This is a genomic window from Streptosporangium sp. H16 (assembly GCF_051918855.1).
Lineage (GTDB): Bacteria > Actinomycetota > Actinomycetes > Streptosporangiales > Streptosporangiaceae > Streptosporangium.
In genome coordinates this window covers 1-17014 of sequence record NZ_JBPXMD010000071.1, presented here as the reverse complement: position 1 = coordinate 17014, position 17014 = coordinate 1, and the positions used below count along the sequence as shown (strand labels likewise).

Below are 17014 nucleotides of genomic sequence, written 5' to 3'. Positions count from 1 at the left end.
GCATCGGCACCTGGTGGGCCACCACCCCCCTGGTGCGCCGCTACCCCATCCTCCGATAACCACCCCCACCCACAGACAGCACAAGGCCCGCCCCCGGTACGGGAGCGGGCCTTTTTCGTGCGTACGGGTTCCGTGCGTACGGGCCGGGGTACGGCCTCGCGGTCGCCGCGAGGCCGTAGCCCCGGACGTTCGGGCTCGTCGGATCGGTGTGACGTGATGCGTGATGGCGGCTCCGGCCGGCATCAGCGGGTTCCGCGCCACGGGGGAGGGTCGCGCGGCCCGCTTCCAGGCGGCCGCCGGCACTCCGTTCGCTCCGCGAGGACGTCGGGGACGAAAGACCATGTCCTCACGCGGTGTGATCGGGACCTGTGGCCCTGGGGCCGGAGGGTCCGGTGGAGGTCTGATGGAAGAGGAAGGAAAGGAACGTCTCACGCCATGCGCACCGCGCTGTGGCGATCGTCCGCATCACGGGGACGCTCGAAGGACTCGCGGAAACCGAGGAGAAGAAGATGCCGATCACAGTGAACGACGTGATGGGCCGTACCGCCATCGCGGTGCGGCAGGACGCGGGTTTCGCCGACATCGTGGCCGTGATGAGGCGCTTCGCCGTGGGCGCGGTGACGGTCGTCGACGCGGACCGCCGTCCGGTCGGGGTGGTCTCCCAGGACGACCTGCTGCTCAAGGAGAGCGACGCGGTGCGTCACAGCATCTCGATCTTCGAGAGTTCCGGCCGCCGCCGCGAGCACGAGAAGGCCGCGGCGGTCGTGGCCAGGGACCTGATGACCTCGCCCGCGATCACCGCCACCCCGGGCATGCCCGTCCGGGACGCGGCGCGGCTCATGCACGAAAGGAAGATCCAGCAGCTCCCGGTGATCGACCCGGTCACCGGGCGCCTCGCCGGCGTCCTGCACCGAGCGGACCTGCTGCGCGTCTTCGAGCGCCCCGAGGCCGAGCTGCGCGCCGAGGCCGAAGCCGTTGTCCGCGACCTGACCGCCGCAGGATCCGAGGTGGCCATCGGTGTCGAGAACGGCGTGGTGACGCTCGACGGCATGGTCGAACGTCACTCGCAGGTCGTCCAGCTCGTCCAGGCGATCCGCCTGCTCGAAGGCGTCGTCGACGTCACCTCACGGCTCGAGCACGGCGACGACGACCTGCTCGTCCTTTCGCCCCTGCTGTAGACCGCCGTGGCGGGTGCTGCAGGTCCTCGGTGTCACCGCCGGGGGAACCTGCTTCGACGCGGTGTGGGTGTCGAAGCCGGCCCGGATGTTGTGCGGAACCCGGTTGAAGTGATCTGTGTCACGTGCTGTCACAACGATCAATCACGCGGTGTCTTGTGGTCGAACCTCTGGAAACGAAGGAGACACCATGACCGAGAACACCGACGTGGTCGTGATCGGCGGCGGATACGCCGGCGTCATGGCGGCCAATCGCCTGACCCGGCGTGAGGACGTGACAGTGACCCTGATCAACCCGCGCCCGGCCTTCGTCGACCGGATCCGCCTGCACCAGCTGGTGGGCGGGTCCCACGAGGCGGTCGTCGACTACGCGGACGTTCTGGCCGAGGGCGTGCGGCTGGTCGTCGACACCGTGGCACGGATCCACGTCTTCGAGCGCAGCGTGACATTGGCGAGTGGCGCTACGGTCGGCTACGACTACCTGATCTACGCGGTGGGCAGTGGCAGCGCCGATCCGCGCGTGCCCGGAGCGGCCGAGTTCGCCTACCCGATCGCCACCCTGGAGGAGGCGCAGCGGCTGCGGCCCGTCGTCGACGCCGCTCCCGCCACGGCCGTGGTGACGGTGGTCGGGGCCGGCCCGACCGGCATCGAGGTCGCCGCCGAGCTGGCGGAGGCCGGCCGTAGCGTGACCCTGGTGTGCGGCGAGGTGCTTGGCCCGTACCTGCATCCGCGGGGCCGGCGCTCGGTCGCCAGGCGGCTGGCCGAACTCGGGGTGAGCGTGCTCGACGGCCCCGGCGCGACGGTGACGGCCGTGACCCGCGACGCCGTGCGGCTCGGCGACGGCCGCGAGCTGCCGAGCACGGTGACCATCTGGACCGCCGGCTTCGGCGTGCCGGACCTGGCCGGCCGCAGCGGGCTGAGCACTGATGCCCTGGGCCGTCTGCGCACGGATGAGACGTTGACCAGCGTGGACGACGTGCGCATCGTCGCGGCCGGGGATTCGGCGGCACCGTCGGACCTGCCGTTTCGGATGAGCTGCCAGGCCGCGGTCCAGCTGGGCCCGCACGCCGCCGACACGGTGCTCAGCCGGATCGCGGGCGAGGAACCGGCGCCTCTCGCTCTGGCGTTCGTCGCTCAGTGCATCAGCCTGGGGCGCCGGGCCGGGATCTTCCAGCTCGCCCACAGGAACGACGTCGCGATGGGGTTCCATATCGGGGGCCGCCCTGGCGCGAGGATCAAGGAGTCCATTTGCGCGAGCATTCTCTGGCAGCTGGCCTACCAGGCGCGTAAGCCCGGTTCGCTTGACGTCCCGGCCTGGGCCAAGGACGGCAGGCGCCGGCAGGTGCTGCGGGCCAGGCGCGGCGAGACGCTGGTCACCGGCTGAACGGGCGAGTCGGCGAGCGCCTTTGGGGGCCAGGAGCGGCCCCGGCCGATCGGATGGCGTACCCGTGACCGAAGTGGATCGCAGGCGCGCCGTTTGCGGGGCCGGTCACGCTAGCGGGGGGTGAGGACACAGAACTCGTTGCCATCGGGGTCGGCCATCGCCACCTGGCCGGCCTCGTGCCGGCCGATGTCGATTCGTGTCGCTCCGAGGGAGACGAGACGGTCGACCTCCGCTTGCTGATCACTGTGCGCGGGCGGAGCGAGGTCGAAGTGCAGCCTGTTCTTGCCGGTCTTCGGCGCCACGGGCGGACCGCCCCAGGTGATCTTCGGGCCGCCGTGCGGTGAGCGGATCGCGGTCTCCTGGTCCTGGTCCCAGACCAGCGGCCAGCCCAGCGCCTGGCTCCAGAAGTATCCGACCTCCTGCGAACCGTCGCACGCGAGCGCCCCGACGAATCCGCAGTCGGCGAGGAATTTGTTGTCGGGCCCGATGACGCAGAACTCGTTGCCCTCGGGGTCGGCGAGCACGACGTGATCCTCCTCCGGGCGTTGCCCGACGTCGATGTGCCGCGCGCCGAGTTCGAGTGCCCTGGCCACCGTGTGCCGCTGGTCATCCAGGGACGTGCTCGTCAGGTCGAAGTGCATCTGGTTCGGGCCGGTCTTCTTCTCCCGGCTCGCGAGACATCGGATCCGGAACCCGGTGTCATCGTTCGGCAGGAGTGTGATGCCGTCGTGGGGGTCGTCGGCCGGCTCCCAGCCCAGGACTGCGGCCCAGAAGCGCGCGAGGCGGAGCGGGTCGTTCGCGTCGAAGCAGAGTGCGACGAGCTGAGCGGTCATCCCGGATCTCCAACCTGTTGACTCGCAGGCGCAGACGGGGCACGTCCTCCTGCGCATGACGGAGGCCAACGCTAGTCCGCTCGAGGTTCAGGACGCCAACGCATTTAGGTCAGAGGGTGACGCTTCCGGCGCACGATCCGCGATGCGCGATCAGGACGGTGGACGTCCGGCTCGGGCGCTGTCGACGCCGCCGGCGAGAAGGCCGCCGAAGGGCAGGAGGCGCCGCTCAGGGCACCGGCTTCGACGTCGCCGCGGGCGGCGGTGACGGATCGGCGTTCGACGCGCGAGGCCGGCGCGGCGGCCTGGGTAGGGGTGAGGTCCTCACGTTCGGCCGGCGCGGTGGCGATGTCGTCGTCGGCGGTCGTGATCAGCCGGTCGACCGCCCCGGACGGCAGGGCCGGATTGGCGGCGAGGCCGCACAGGACATGGTTCACGGGGACATTCCGCCCGGGCTGTGATCATCTGGCTCGTGGTCGTTCCGGCGGTGACGATGCCCCGGCCGGCCGCGCGGCTTCTCCCTGGTGGAGGCGCAGTCCCGCGATGAGGAGCGCGACCATGCGACGTGCGTCGTAGCGGGGGTCGTTCTGCGCGCCGATGCAGAGGTTGCCGACGCCGCGCAGCAGGTGGTAGGCGTCCATGCCGGGGAGGGTCTCGCCCGCCGCGGCGGCGGCGTCGAGCAGCCGGGCGCACACGGGGACGAGGCGGTCGAGGAAATAGGTGTGCAGGGTCGCGAAGGCGGCGTCGTTGGATTGCAGCGCCTCGGCGAGGCCGTGCTTGGTGACCAGGAAGTCGACGAAGAGGTCGATCCACCGTGCCAGGGCGGCGTGCGGTGTGCCGCTGCCGGCCAGCAGCTCCGGGCCGGCCTCGGCGCACACCTCGACCTGGTGGCGGTAGACGGCGACGATGAGATCGGCCCGCGTCGGGAAGTGGCGGTAGATGGTGCCGACGCCGACGCCGGCCCTGGCCGCGATATCGCGTACGGGAACATCGACGCCGGAGGCGACGAAAGCGGCGGCGGCCGCGTCCAGCAACGTCTCCTCGTTGCGCCGGGCGTCGGCCCGCTTCCGCGGGGTCGGCGGCCCTGATCCGCTGTCGATGTCGGCCATTGCGCCGCTCCCTTTGTCGTTCCGTTTGGCAAACGGAGCCGTGTTCCGTATATTGGTTAGCGGAACACCGTTCCGCTTGTTCAGGATGCCAGAAGAGGCGAGCCATCACCAAGCCGGGCATCGCACACTCCCTTCACCTCCCCAGGAGGAACAGTCATGCAGTACCGCACCTTGGGCCGCACCGGCGTGCAGGTCAGCACCCTCGCGCTCGGCGCGATGAACTTCGGCCGGATCGGGCGCACCACCCAGGGCGAGGCCACCGCCGTGGTCGACGCCGCGCTGGAGGCGGGGATCAACCTCATCGACACCGCCGACGTGTACAGCCAGGGCGAGTCGGAGGAGATGGTCGGCAAGGCCATCGCCGGCCGCCGCGACGACATCGTCCTGGCCACGAAGGCGGGCATGCCGATGGGCGAGGAGCGCAACCAGCGGGGCGGCTCGCGCCGCTGGCTGGTCACCGGGCTGGACGACAGCCTGCGCCGTCTGGGCGTCGACCATGTCGACCTCTACCAGATCCACCGGTGGGACCCCGACACCGGCGACGAGGAGACCTTGTCGGCGCTGACCGACCTGCAGCGCGCGGGAAAGATCCGCTACTTCGGCTCCTCGACGTTCCCCGCGTACCGCATCGTGCAGGCCGAGTGGGCCGCCCGGGAGAACCACCTGAGCCGTTACGTCACCGAGCAGCCCAGCTACTCGATCCTGCAGCGGGGGATCGAGGCCCACGTCCTGCCCGTGACCGAGCAGTACGGGCTCGGCGTGCTGGCGTGGAGCCCGCTGGCCTCGGGCTGGCTGTCGGGCGCGATCCGCGAGGGCAGGGAGATCACCACCAGCCGCTCGGCGTTCATGCCGGAGCGCTTCGACACCGCCATCCCCGCCAACCGGGCCAGGCTCGATGCCGTCGAGCGGCTGGCCGCGGTCGCCGACGAGGCCGGTCTGACGATGATCCAGCTCGCGCTCGGGTTCGTCACCGCGCACCCCGCCGTGACCAGCGCGATCATCGGCCCCCGCACCATGGACCACCTGCGCTCCCAGCTCGCCGCCGCGGACACCGTGCTCTCGGCCGACGTGCTCGACGCGATCGACGAGATCGTCGCTCCCGGCGTCGACCTCGCCGCACACGAGAAGTTCGACACGCCGCCCGCCCTGCTCGACGCGGCGCGACGACGCCGCTGATCACTGGTCACGCCGGTCACCGGGCGGCGGCGTACGCGCCCCCTGCCCGCCGGCGCGTCGCGAGGGCAGGCCGTCGAAGTCCCAAGTCCCCTGCGCGCGTCCTACCCGCCGAAGTACGACAGCTGACGCGTCCACCCGGCCTCCTCGAAACGATAGGCGCGGCCTGCTGACGAGGGAGCCGGTCCACGGTGCGGCTCGTGGCGGTGTGCGGTCCGGGGGCGGGCGTTCATGAGCTTTCGCGCGTGGTTCACCTTTCGCCCGTCGCCGATACATGTCGGCGTCATTTGCCACGAAGATCTTGATCAAGCGTCGGTTCCGTGGTGCCGTGAAAGTGCGAGGCGTGCTCACGTCGGTGCGGACAACGCCGCCGGTGCGAGCACCACGCCGGCGCGCTGTCAGGTCAGGAAGCCAGTTCTTCGAGAAAGCGGAAGAATGCGAAAGCTGTCGTCATTCACGTCCACCGCGAGGGTATCGAAACCGGCGACCGGGTCGCGGAGGAGCGCGTCCTTCACCGCGCTCTTCCCCGAGTCCTTCCCTGTGTCCTTCACCGCGTTCTTCACGCGCGGGCGTTCCCGGCTCGGGATCGTGCTCGGCGCCACCGCCCTGGGGGTCGTGATCCCCGCGTCGGCGGCCTACGCCGAGCCGCCGCACAACCTGCCCCAGTCGGCCGGAGGGTACGAGGCCTCATTCTCGCCGGCCTACGACTACGACGGCGACGGCTGCTACGCCACCCCCGCCATCGGGCCGGACGGGACCCTCGCCACGGGGCTGAACCCGACCGGCGCGGTCAACGGCAACTGCCGCGACCGCTCGGACCTGGACAACTCGCAGACCTACGCCCGTTCCAAGTGCAACAACGGCTGGTGCGCCATCGTGTACGCCAGCTACTTCGAGAAGGACCAGGCGCTGCCCGGCATCAGCCTCGGCGGCCACCGTCACGACTGGGAACACGTCATCTCCTGGGTCGACCAGGCCTCCAACCAGGTGGAGTATCTTTCGACCACGCAACACGGCGGCGTCGTGACCTACCCGCGCTCGCAGGTGCGCTTCGACGGGTCGCACCCCAAGGTCGTCTACCACAAGGACGGGGCGTCCACGCACTTCTTCCGGCTCGCCAACGGCAATGACGAGCCGCCGGAGAACCACTACGGCGACTGGCGCCACCCCCCGCTGGTGGACTGGAACGGCTGGCCGGGCACCGGGCTGCGCGACAGGCTGATGAACGCGAACTTCGGCTCCGCGACCATCAAGATCAACGATGGCAGGTTCGGGGACCTCCTCTCGCGCGCCAGGCCCGGCGGCATCCCCTTCGACCCTTGGGCCTGACCGGCTCGTCGGCGACCGGCTCCTCCTCCCGAGGTGCCCGCGGCGCGGCCGGCGCGGCCGGCATGACCGGGGAGAGGAGCCAGGGCCCGGTCAGGAGCTCCGGGAGCCGGCCGCCGGCAGGTCTCAGCGCTCGTCGACGACCTGGCCGTTCAGGGCGGTGCCGTCCTTGGTGAGGGCCATGGTCAGCGGCGCCTCCGGGAAGGTGGGCAGGGCGGCCAGCGCGGCGCCCATCTGCTCGGCGGTCGCCCAGTACCAGGTGTCGGTGTAGGTGCCGTCCTCGAGGTGGATCAGCACGGTGCGGATGAGCCCGGGATGTCCCTCCCGGACGGTCGCGATCAGCGAGCTCCGGCGGGCCAGGAACTCCTCGGCGTCGGCGTCGGCGACGGAGTAGCGGTGTGAGCGGGCGACGGACATGTCGGTGCCTCCTGTGCGCGCGGGCCGATGCTCACCAGCTGCCGGCGATCTGCCGGATCGGGGCGTTCAGGCGGTTGAAGAGGTTGGTGACGGCGGCCATCAACAGGATCGAGGCCAGCTGCCGCTCGTCGAAGTGGTCGGCGGCGTTGTTCCAGACCTCGTCGGAGACGGCGTCGTCGCGGTCGGCCAGCCGGGTCGAGGCCTCCGCCAGCTCCAGCGCGGCCCGCTCGGCGTCGGTGTAGTACGGGGCCTCGCGCCAGGCGGTGACCAGGCCGATGCGCTCGTCGCTCTCGCCGAGCTTGCGCAGGTTCTTCAGACCGGCGTCGACGCAGAAGCTGCAGCCGTTGATCTGGCTGACCCGCAGGTGGATCATCTCCATGAGTTCTGAGGGCAGGCCCTGCGACTGGGCGGCCTTCATCAGTTCCTGGATGGGCCGGCCGGCGGCGGGGATGAGCGTGGCGGGGTTCTTCATGCGGGCTTCCATGGTGTTTCCTTCGTCTCGGTTCGTGTGAGATCAGAGTGGCTGCCCGGATTGATACATTCGCTATGCGCGCGCGATGCGACGTTGTTGGAGGGACGATGCTGCGTTTCACCCTTCTCGGTCCCGTCCAGGTGCTCGTCGACGGTGCGCCGGTGACGGGTATCGCCCCACGTCATCGGGCTGTTCTGGCCTATCTTCTGCTCAACGGCGGCCGGGTGATCGGCATCGAGCGTTTGATCGAGGCGATGTGGGGTCACGATCGGCCGGACACCGCCCGATCTCAGATCCACGCCTCGGTCACCGCGATTCGCAAGGTGCTGCGCGGTGTGGGAGCGGCAGGGCTTCTCAAGACGCGTGCCGGTGGCTACATCGCGCAGCCCGAGCCCGGCCAGCTCGACGCGCGGGAGTTCACCGAGCTGGTGGCCGCGGGCCGGCTGCGCGGGGCTCTGGATCTGTGGAGCGGCGAGGCGCTGGAGGATGTGCACGCGCACTATGTCGGCGGTGCCCGGGAGCTCTGGAGCAACCGGCGGCTGTCGGCGTACGAGAGCCTGGTGGAGGCCGAGCTCGCCGCCGGGCGGCACGGAGGCCTGCTCGACGAGCTCGCCGCTCAGGTGAGTGCCGCTCCGCTTCGTGAGAGGCTCAACGGCCACCTCGTCCTGGCCTTGCACCGGGCGGGGCGGCAGGCCGACGCCCTGGCGGCGGCGCGTTCCTATCGCGCGGCTCTGGCGGAGGAACAGGGGCTCGATCCTGGGCGTGCCTTCGTCGAGCTGGAGCGGACGGTCCTGGCGGATGATCCGGCCTTGCGGCCGGCCGGCGCGATGCCGCCGGTGGCGGGCGCGGTGCCGGCGGCACCGGAAGCTTCCGGCTCGCCGCGTCGCTCCACCTTCTTGCCTTATGACATTTCCGATTTCTCCGGGCGGAATGTCGAGCTGGAGCGGCTCGTGGGCGAGTATCGCGGGCCGGGGGTCGTCACGATCGACGGTATGGCCGGGATCGGTAAGACCGCGCTCGCCGTCCACGCGGCCCACCGGCTGGCCGCCCGCCATCCGGACGGGCGGCTGTTCATCGATCTGCAGGCGCACACCGCCGGCCGGGAGCCGATCGAGGCCTCCGCCGCGCTGGAGGCCCTCCTTCGCCAGCTCGGGGTGCCCGCCGACCGTATTCCGGTCACGTCGGCCGAGCGGAGCGCTCTGTGGCGTGCCGAGCTGGCCGATCGCCGCGTGCTGGTCGTGCTGGACAACGCCTTCGACGCCGAGCACGTGCGTCCTTTGCTGCCGGGGCGTTCCGACACCCTCGTTCTGATCACCAGCAGGCGGCGGCTCGTCGATCTGGACGGCGCCCACGCCCTGTCGGTCGACGTGCTGGGGCAGGAGGACGCCGCCGGGCTGTTCGGGCGGATCGTGGGTGAGCGCGCCCACCGTGAGCCGGAGGCCGTACGTGAGGTGTTGCGGTTGTGCGGGTACCTGCCGCTCGCCATCCGGATCTCGGCTGCCCGCCTGCAGCACCGTCCGCGCTGGAGCGTGTCCTACCTGGCGGGCCGGCTGCGGGAGCATCGCCGGCTTCTGGACGGGGTGTCGGCGGCCTTCGCCCTGTCGTACGAGCAGCTGGATGAGGCCGAGCAGCGCATGTTCCGCCTGCTCGGGCTGGTGCCGGGCCGCGACATCGATCCGTGCGGCGCGGCCGCGCTGGCGGGGATCTCGCAGGAGGAGGCGGAGGAGCTTCTCGAGGGTCTTCTCGACGCCCACATGCTCCTGCAGCTCGAACCGGGCCGGTACACCTTTCACGACCTGCTGCGAGAGCATGCCCGCTCGACCGCCGAGGACGACGGTGCCGTCATGCGGCTGCTCGCCTACTACCTGCACCGCTCCCGGGCGGCGATGGACCGTCTCTTCCCCGACAGCGTCGCTCAGCGGGAGGGCATCCCCCAGCCGGCCGCTCCGATCGCACCCGTCCGTGACGCCGAGGAGGCGCTCGCCTGGCTCGACGCCGAGCGTGCCAACATCATCGCGACCGCCGTCCACGGGCCCGAGATCTGTCTGGGTCTCCTGGCTCTGACGATGCGCCCCTTCCTCGACCGGCAGGCGCACCACGACGACGCGCTCACGCTCCACACCCTGACGCTCCAGCGCAGCCGCACGCTCGGCGACCGCGCGGTTCAGGCGCGAGCGCTCACCGACCTGGCGTGGACCTACTGGCGGCTCGGCGAGTACGAGCGGGCGCAGGAGCACGCCCACCAGGCTCTCGAGGTGTGCGAGGAGGCCCGCGAACGGGCGCGGGCGCTGCTCACCCTGGGCAACGTGGCCCTGCGGCGGCGGGACGAGCGGGCGGAGCAGTATCTCAAGCAGGCGCTCGACCTGACCCGGATCGGTGCCGACACCTGGGGGGAGGCTCACGTGCTGGGCATCCTCGCCCTCGTCCTCGATCGGGCCGGCCGCCCGCAGGAGGCCCGGCGCCATCTCGATCTGGCGCTGGCGCTCCATCGCAAGGTCGGCAATCCCGCCGGGGAGGCGGTGATCCTCAACCATCTCGGTGTCGTTCTGCGCCACCAGGGCGAGTTCGGCCAGGCACGGATGCGCCATGAGCAGGCGGCGGCTCTTTACCGCAGGCTCGGCAACGCCGCCGACGAGGCGGCCGCGCTCAACGGGCTGGCCGAAGCGGCGGGCGACCCGGCCCGGGCGGCCGAGGAGCACGCGGCCGCGCTCGCGCTCGCCGACGTGACGCGTAACCGGCCGGAGCGGGCGCGCGCTCACGACGGGCTCGCGCGTGCCCATCTCGCGCTCGGGCGCTCGGGGCAGGCCGGGGAGCACGGGCGGCTGGCTTTGCGTCTCTACCGGGAGCTCGGTGTTCCGGAGGCCGAGGAGGTCCGTGCCCTCCTGAAACGTGCCGGGGAGTTCGCGAGCGGGCCGTGACCGTCGCTGTGACGGCGCCCCTCCCGGCGCCTGTCGCGGCACCCCGGCGCCTGTCGCGGCGCCCCGGCGCTCGGCCAGGAGTGGGGCAAGATCGACGTGGAGAAGGCGGCCGCGCTGCGGCCGGATCTGATCGTCGCGGACTGGTGGCCGGCGGAGAAGGCGCACAGCGGCCTGGAGGAGGGGGTCGACGAGAAGAGCAAGAAGCTCGCCGAGCTGGCTCCGGTGGTGGGCGTCTCCCAGGGCAGGTCCATCGAGGACCTGGCCGAGGGGTACGAGAGCCTCGCCAAGAGCCTGGGCGCCAAGGTGGACGCTCCCGAGATCGCCGCGAACAAGAAGCGTTTCGAGGAGTCGGTCGAGAAGTTCAAGGCGGCGGTCGCGGACAAGCCCGGGCTGACGGCCCTCGGCATGTCGCCCGCCGACGACAAGCTGTACGCCGCCAACCCCGAGTACGCGCCCGAGCTGCTGGACTTCCAGCGCTGGGGCCTGAAGGTGATCAATCCCGCCAAGCCGGACGCGGGTTTCCCCTACTGGGAGAACCTCAGCTGGGAGAACGCCGACAAGTACCAGCCTGACCTGATCCTGTGGGACGGCAGGTCCTTCACGCCCACGGCCAACGCCGAGTGGGGCAGGAAGCAGCCCACCTGGTTCAAGATCAAGGCGGCCAAGGCCGGTGCGGTGGCGGCGTGGCCGGCGTACTGGCTGCACACGTTCGGCGACTTCGCCACCGAGGTGGACAAGCTCACCGAGGCGGTCAAGGTCGCTGACGAGAACCTCGGCGACTGATCCCCTTCGATGCCCAGCACGCTTTCGATACGACGGGCCCCGGTCCTGGGGCTCGGGCTCGTCGCGCTCTGCGCCCTGCTCGCCGCGGTGGCGTTCCTCAGCGTGACGTTCGGCTCGCGCGACATCGGCCTGCCCGAGGTTCTGCGGGCACTGGGCGGCCTCGGCGCCGACGAGTCGATCACCGCTACGGTGACCCTGGAGCTGCGCGTGCCGCGTACGCTCCTGGGCGTCCTGGTGGGTGCGGCCCTGGGTGTCGCGGGCGCGATCCTGCAGGGCGTCACGCGCAACCCGCTGGCCGACGCCGGCATCATGGGGATCAACTCCGGCGCGGCCGTCCTGGTGGTCTTCGCGTTCACGGTCCTGGGAATCCGGGGCGTGAACGTCTACATCTGGTTCGCCTTCGCGGGCGCGATCGTCGCGACCCTGCTGGGGTACGCGATCGCGTCGCTGGGCCGCGAGGGCGCCACCCCCGTCAAGCTGGCCCTGGCCGGCGCGGCGGTCACCGCCGGCCTCGGCTCCGTCACCACGGGCATCGTCATGACCAACGTCGACGCGCTGAACGAGCTGCGTTTCTGGCAGGTCGGATCGCTCGCCGGCCGGTACGCGCCGATCCTGACCGGGGTCGCGCCGTTCCTGCTGGCGGGCCTGGCCGCGGCACTGTGCCTGGGCAGGGCGCTCAACGGGCTCGCGCTCGGCGAGGACGTCGCGCGCGGGCTCGGCCAGCGGGTCGGCCTCACCCGGGCCGCCGCCTTCGGGATCGTCGCGATCCTCGCCGGCGCGGCCACGGCGGCCTGCGGGCCGATCGTGTTCATCGGGCTGGTGGTGCCGCACCTGGCGCGGGCGCTCTGCGGCCCGGACCACCGCTGGGTCCTGCCGTACTCGATGCTGCTGGCGCCCGTCGTGCTGCTGCTGGCCGACGTGCTCGGCCGGGTCGCGGGCGCCCCCGGGGAACTGCAGGTCGGCGTGGTCCTCGGCGTGCTCGGCGCGCCGGTCTTCGTGGTGATCGTGCGCTACGGCCGGATGTCGGAGGTGTGAGGAGATGGCGAGGAGATGGCCATGACCCACGACGCCCTCACGAGCGTCTCCGACACCGTCCGCGCCCACCGGCGCGGCCGTAGGGCCCGGATCGTGGTGGTGACCCTCGCGCTGGCCGCGACCGTCGCCACCCTGTTCGTGGTGACCATGATGGTGGGCAGCTTCCGTCTTTCGGCCGCCGAGGTGCTCGGGTCGCTGCTGGGCACGATCGACGACCCGAGCCTCGACTTCGTCGTGCTGGGCCTGCGGCTTCCCACCGCCGCGACCGCCCTCTCGGTCGGGCTCGCCCTCGGCGCGTCCGGGACGATCTTCCAGCAGCTGCTGCGCAATCCCCTCGCCTCGCCCGACTTCGTGGGCATCTCCTCCGGCGCCGGCCTGGCCGCGGTCACCGGCATCGTGTTCCTGAAGGTCGGCGGGATCGCCATCACCGGGCTCGCGTTGGGCGGGGCCGTCGTGGCCGCGCTGCTGATGTACGTGCTCGCCTGGCGCGACGGGGTGAGCGGCTACCGCTTCATCCTGATCGGCATCGGCGCGGCGGCCTTCTTCGAGGGCCTCACCGGGTTCGTGCTGACCCGCGCCCAGCTGTTCGAGGCGCGCCAGGCGATGCACTGGCTGACCGGCTCGGTCGGGCAGGCCGGCGACACCGAGCTGCGGCTGCTGCTCGTCGCGCTGGCCGTCCTGCTGCCCCTGTCGACGCTGCTGCAACGCCAGCTTCGCGTGCTCGAACTCGGTGACGACGCCGCGCGAGGACTGGGCGTGCCCACCGAGCTCGCCCGCGCCGGCCTGCTGGCCACCGCCGTGGTCCTGGTCGCGCTGGCCGTCGCGGCGGCCGGGCCCCTGGTCTTCGTCGCGCTCGTCGCGGGACCCGTCGCCAACCGGCTGCTGGGCCCCGCCACCGGCGGCGTGGTCGCCGCCGCCCTGGTGGGCGCGGTGGTCCTGCTCACCGCCGACCTGGTCGCCGTCCATCTGCTGCCGAGCGCGCTGCCCACCGGTGTGGTCACCGAGGCGGTCGGCGCACCGTACCTGTTGTGGCTGCTGGCCACCACGAACAGACAAGGAGCGGGCGGATGAGCCGTCTTCGCGCCGAAGGCCTGTCCCTGGGCTACGACGATCGGGCGGTCATCACCGACCTCGACCTCTCCGTGCTCGACGGAAAGATCACCGCGATCGTCGGCGCCAACGCCTGCGGAAAGTCGACGCTGCTGCGCGGCCTGGCCCGGCTCGTCAAGCCGCGCCGGGGAGCGGTGTATCTCGACGGCAGGACGCTCGGCGACCTGAGCACCCTGGACGTGGCCCAGGTGCTCGGCCTGCTGCCGCAGACCCCCGTGGCGCCCGACGGCATCACGGTCGCCGACCTGGTCTCCCGCGGCCGCTACCCGCACCAGGGCTGGTTTCGCCGGTGGACCGACCGTGACCACGAGGCGGTGAGCCGGGCACTGGCCGCGACCGGCACGGCCGACCTGATCGACCGTCCGCTGCGCGCTCTGTCCGGCGGGCAGCGGCAGCGAGTCTGGGTCGCCATGGCGCTGGCCCAGGACACCGACCTGCTGCTGCTCGACGAACCCACCACGTTCCTGGACATCAACCACCAGGTGGAGCTGCTCCGGCTGCTGCGCAGGCTCAACGCCGAATCCGGCAAGACCATCGTCGCCGTACTGCACGACCTCAACCTCGCCTGCCGCTTCTGCGACCACATCATCGCCATGGCCGGCGGCGCCGTCGTCGCCGAGGGCCCCCCGGCCGAGGTGGTCACCGCCGAACTGGTCGAGAAGGTCTTCGGCCTCGCCTGCGTGATCGTTTCCGACCCGGTCGCCGGAACTCCCATCGTGGTGCCCGCCTAGAAGTTGGCCTCCTCCCCTCCCTGAGGGGAGGGGATTCCCAGGGTCGCCCCAGGGGTTTCCTGTTTCATCGGGCCGTGCCTTCCCGGAAAACTCCGGGACCGGTCTTACCAGCCCTCCGCAGGCGTTTTACCTCTCGACCAGCCCGGCCGCGAGAATGTTTGCGGCCGCGTTCACGTCCCGGTCGTGAGATGCCCCGCAAGCGGGACAGGTCCACGACCGGACGCTCAACGGCATCGACTCGTTGACATGACCACAACCGCGCGCAGAGCACAGTTTCGAGGACGGGAACCACCGGTCCACGACCACGAGTTCGCGCCCGTACCACTGGGCGTTGTTCTGGAAGGTCACCGATGCCCGCGAGGTGTGCTTGGACTTGAAACGCGGGTAGCGGGCGCGCTTGGCGAAGAAGTTGTTGAACGCCACCTGCTGGTGCCGAAGCGCCTGCTGGAGCGGCACGTTCGACACCTCGCGCAGGAACTCCAGGTGCGGGTCCTGCTTCCAGGTGGTCAGCCAGTTGGCGGTTTCCGGGCTACGGAGGGAACCTCACTCGTCGGTGTAGCGGCGGTTGCGTTCGGCCAGTGCCTTGTTCCAGATCAGCCGGACACACCCGAACGTGCGAACCAGCAGATCCGCTTGCTCGGGGGTCGGGCGGAAGCGGTATTTGAAGGCCCGCTTCACGATCCGGGACACGCTTGACGCGATACCGCATGATCATGTTAAGCGTGCCGGCCGGTTCCGGCCCATCTCCGCCTGAACGGCGGAGCCCGCGGCCTTTATTAACGAGATCACCGATGCCGCCGGCACCGGGCCGATTCAGCCGGCGGGGCCTCCCGGGATCGGCGTCGGCGGCGGGGTCGGTTCCTGATCCGGCGTCATCCCCTCTTCGAGAAGGGGGCTCGGGTCCTGCTGTCGCAGGGCGCTCACCGCCTCGGGCAGGGTCAGGCGAACCTCGAAGTGATCTACCATGCGCGTCAACACGAAGAGACGGCGCGCACGCCCCTGCGGGGGAAGGACCACGATCAGGCGCCCCTGGCGCCGGTGGACCTCCCGCCGCATCTCCACCAGGGCGCTCACCCCGACCGAGGCGATGAAGGTCACCTGGGTGAGGTCGACGACCAGCGACAGGTCGTCGAAGGTGAGCAGTGCTTCATCGAGCTTCACCGCGATGCCCGGGACCGTCACGGCGTCCAGCTCGCCGATGACGCGCAGCACCCGCACCGGCCCCAGACGCCAGCTCTGCACCTGCGGCGTGGCTCGGTCACCCGGCACGACGCCACCTCCTTGCGGTCACGCCATGTGCCAACCGGATCATTGTCCGGGTTGTTTCAGGCGGCGTCCATTCGGCTCTCGCGCTCCGGTGGGGGGAAACCGCCTCCCTCGGGGGTATCGCCGCCCCCGAGGGCGGGGGCGGCGGTGGCCGGATCCGTTCCTACTGGTGACCGGTGGTGGAGCGGGCGTGTTCGCCCACCTGCCGGGCCTGCTCGCGAGCGTGGTCGCCCGTTCGGTGCGCGGCCTCCGTGGCGGTCTCCTTGACCTGCTGGACACCGTGCTTGACGGTCTCGGCGGTGTCGGAGGCGACTTCGCGGACGGTGCCGGCGGCGCCGGAGGCCGCGCAGGCCTCATCCGGCGCGTCCGTCCGGCCATGGGCACACACGTCGCGGCGGGCAAGCCATCGCCGTGCGCCGCGACGGGATGATCGCCCATGGCCTGCCGGATGCGGTCATCACCTATTCGCGGATCACCAGGAAAGATAACAATATGGTGATATGTGGCATTATTGTCGATTCAATGGACCGCCGGTATCGACAAGTGGATGCCAAGGTGGAGGACTGGTTTCACTCGTTCTTATTTGCCCGGATATCAGGGCTTAAGTCAGGTTCGTTGCCGAGGTTGGACCTATGGCCTCCGCCCTCGTGTCGCCCCGGATCTCTTCTCGGTGGTGATCCCGGACCAAGGCTTTGTGCTATATGGGGTGAACGTCCGGATGTCGGGAACTAGCGTTTTACGTGACGTCGATTCAACGTATTTCCCGAAACTGCATTGGCGTGTTGTCAGCCGCGGAAGCAGGCCGGGCCCGACCTCAGACACGGAGTGATCTTTCATGTTCAAACAGGCTCTCGCCGCCGGCGCGTTGACGGCTTCCGGTTTCATCATCGCCATGGCGATGTCGGCTCAGCCCGCCGAGGCGAGCGCGACGGTCCGACAAGCCGCTCAGGTACGCCTACTTCTGAGCGATCCCCCGCCTGGCCACCACCATCACCCCTGGCCCGGCCACCATCACCACCATCACCCCTGGCCCGGCCACCACCATCACCATCACCCCTGGCCCGGCCACCACCATCACCATCACCCCTGGCCCGGCCACCACCATCACCATCACCCCTGGCCCGGCCACCACCACCATTGGCCCCATGGCCACCACTAGGTTCCGTTGCTTGTGAGTGTGCCGTGCCGAGCGTGGCTTTCGTCGTGGCCCAGCGGGCGGAGGGCTCGCGCCTGCCACCGTCGGGGGTGCGGGGGCCGGTTCGGCGGGCGAGTTGCTTGTTCAACC

At 70.7% G+C, this 17014-nt stretch carries 17 protein-coding genes and 1 pseudogene; 10 read left to right on the top strand and 8 right to left on the bottom strand.

Going from position 1 to position 17014, the window contains the following annotated elements; all coding sequences use genetic code 11:
• The first annotated feature begins 509 nt into the window (after positions 1–509).
• Both ACTOQ2_RS43145 and ACTOQ2_RS43140 read left to right on the top strand, forming a co-directional pair.
• Entirely contained in the window at positions 510–1178 is a 669-nt protein-coding gene (locus ACTOQ2_RS43145) for a CBS domain-containing protein (RefSeq protein WP_440107705.1), read from the top strand.
• Between the two features lie 187 nt (positions 1179–1365).
• Entirely contained in the window at positions 1366–2559 is a 1194-nt protein-coding gene (locus ACTOQ2_RS43140; protein WP_440107703.1) for an NAD(P)/FAD-dependent oxidoreductase, read from the top strand.
• A 110-nt stretch (positions 2560–2669) separates the two neighbouring features.
• Here the strand turns inward: ACTOQ2_RS43140 and ACTOQ2_RS43135 are convergent, their stop codons facing one another.
• From ACTOQ2_RS43135 to ACTOQ2_RS43125, 3 genes are all read right to left on the bottom strand, one after another.
• Positions 2670–3392: a VOC family protein gene (locus tag ACTOQ2_RS43135; protein WP_440107701.1), complete on the bottom strand. Its 723-nt coding sequence runs from the start codon at positions 3390–3392 to the stop codon at positions 2670–2672.
• Between the two features lie 104 nt (positions 3393–3496).
• Positions 3497–3826 carry a hypothetical protein gene (locus tag ACTOQ2_RS43130; RefSeq protein WP_440107699.1) on the bottom strand — a complete coding sequence of 110 codons (330 nt, stop codon included), beginning with the start codon at positions 3824–3826 and terminating at the stop codon, positions 3497–3499.
• A 24-nt stretch (positions 3827–3850) separates the two neighbouring features.
• Positions 3851–4498 carry a TetR/AcrR family transcriptional regulator gene (locus ACTOQ2_RS43125; RefSeq protein ID WP_440107697.1) on the bottom strand — a complete coding sequence of 216 codons (648 nt, stop codon included), beginning with the start codon at positions 4496–4498 and terminating at the stop codon, positions 3851–3853.
• A 156-nt stretch (positions 4499–4654) separates the two neighbouring features.
• Here ACTOQ2_RS43125 and ACTOQ2_RS43120 point away from each other — a divergent pair, with 156 nt between their 5' ends.
• Together ACTOQ2_RS43120 and ACTOQ2_RS43115 are read left to right on the top strand one after the other, a co-directional pair.
• Positions 4655–5674 carry an aldo/keto reductase gene (locus ACTOQ2_RS43120; protein ID WP_440107695.1) on the top strand — a complete coding sequence of 340 codons (1020 nt, stop codon included), beginning with the start codon at positions 4655–4657 and terminating at the stop codon, positions 5672–5674.
• Positions 5675–6211: 537 nt separating this feature from the next.
• Positions 6212–7000 carry an NPP1 family protein gene (locus tag ACTOQ2_RS43115; protein ID WP_440107693.1) on the top strand — a complete coding sequence of 263 codons (789 nt, stop codon included), beginning with the start codon at positions 6212–6214 and terminating at the stop codon, positions 6998–7000.
• 123 nt (positions 7001–7123) lie between these two features.
• Here the strand turns inward: ACTOQ2_RS43115 and ACTOQ2_RS43110 are convergent, their stop codons facing one another.
• Complete coding sequence (locus ACTOQ2_RS43110) at positions 7124–7414, bottom strand: hypothetical protein (RefSeq protein WP_440107691.1); 291 nt, start codon at positions 7412–7414, stop codon at positions 7124–7126.
• Positions 7415–7445: 31 nt separating this feature from the next.
• The gene (locus tag ACTOQ2_RS43105; protein WP_440073898.1) at positions 7446–7898 is read right to left on the bottom strand and encodes a carboxymuconolactone decarboxylase family protein; all 453 of its coding nucleotides are present in this window, start codon (positions 7896–7898) and stop codon (positions 7446–7448) included.
• A 95-nt stretch (positions 7899–7993) separates the two neighbouring features.
• Between ACTOQ2_RS43105 and ACTOQ2_RS43100 the strand changes: the two genes are divergently transcribed.
• The 5 genes from ACTOQ2_RS43100 to ACTOQ2_RS43080 all read left to right on the top strand — a co-directional run bounded on the left by ACTOQ2_RS43100 (position 7994) and on the right by ACTOQ2_RS43080 (position 14463).
• Entirely contained in the window at positions 7994–10804 is a 2811-nt protein-coding gene (locus tag ACTOQ2_RS43100) for a BTAD domain-containing putative transcriptional regulator (RefSeq protein WP_440107689.1), read from the top strand.
• A 96-nt stretch (positions 10805–10900) separates the two neighbouring features.
• On the top strand, positions 10901–11587 hold the full coding sequence (locus ACTOQ2_RS43095; protein ID WP_440107687.1) for an ABC transporter substrate-binding protein: 687 nt from the start codon (positions 10901–10903) through the stop codon (positions 11585–11587).
• Between the two features lie 9 nt (positions 11588–11596).
• Positions 11597–12622, top strand: a complete 1026-nt coding sequence (locus ACTOQ2_RS43090; RefSeq protein WP_440107685.1) for a FecCD family ABC transporter permease — start codon at positions 11597–11599, stop codon at positions 12620–12622.
• A 21-nt stretch (positions 12623–12643) separates the two neighbouring features.
• A complete protein-coding gene (locus tag ACTOQ2_RS43085) occupies positions 12644–13693 on the top strand; it encodes a FecCD family ABC transporter permease (RefSeq protein WP_440107683.1) in 1050 nt (349 codons plus the stop codon).
• Positions 13690–14463 (top strand): ABC transporter ATP-binding protein, encoded by a 774-nt coding sequence (locus ACTOQ2_RS43080; protein WP_440107681.1) that lies wholly within the window; start codon positions 13690–13692, stop codon positions 14461–14463. The genes ACTOQ2_RS43085 and ACTOQ2_RS43080 overlap by 4 nt, the downstream gene beginning before the upstream one ends.
• Here the strand turns inward: ACTOQ2_RS43080 and ACTOQ2_RS43075 are convergent.
• Positions 14460–15141, bottom strand: a pseudogene (locus tag ACTOQ2_RS43075) (RNA-guided endonuclease InsQ/TnpB family protein). The gene ACTOQ2_RS43080 and the pseudogene ACTOQ2_RS43075 sit on opposite strands and share 4 nt — an antisense overlap.
• Positions 15142–15276: 135 nt before the next feature.
• On the bottom strand, positions 15277–15732 hold the full coding sequence (locus ACTOQ2_RS43070) for an STAS domain-containing protein (RefSeq protein WP_440107680.1): 456 nt from the start codon (positions 15730–15732) through the stop codon (positions 15277–15279).
• Between the two features lie 166 nt (positions 15733–15898).
• Between ACTOQ2_RS43070 and ACTOQ2_RS43065 the strand changes: the two genes are divergently transcribed.
• Positions 15899–16159, top strand: a complete 261-nt coding sequence (locus tag ACTOQ2_RS43065; protein WP_440107678.1) for a hypothetical protein — start codon at positions 15899–15901, stop codon at positions 16157–16159.
• A 525-nt stretch (positions 16160–16684) separates the two neighbouring features.
• On the opposite strand, the gene ACTOQ2_RS43060 is transcribed toward ACTOQ2_RS43065, so the two are convergent.
• Complete coding sequence (locus tag ACTOQ2_RS43060; protein WP_440107676.1) at positions 16685–16882, bottom strand: hypothetical protein; 198 nt, start codon at positions 16880–16882, stop codon at positions 16685–16687.
• Between the last annotated feature and the right edge of the window lie 132 nt (positions 16883–17014).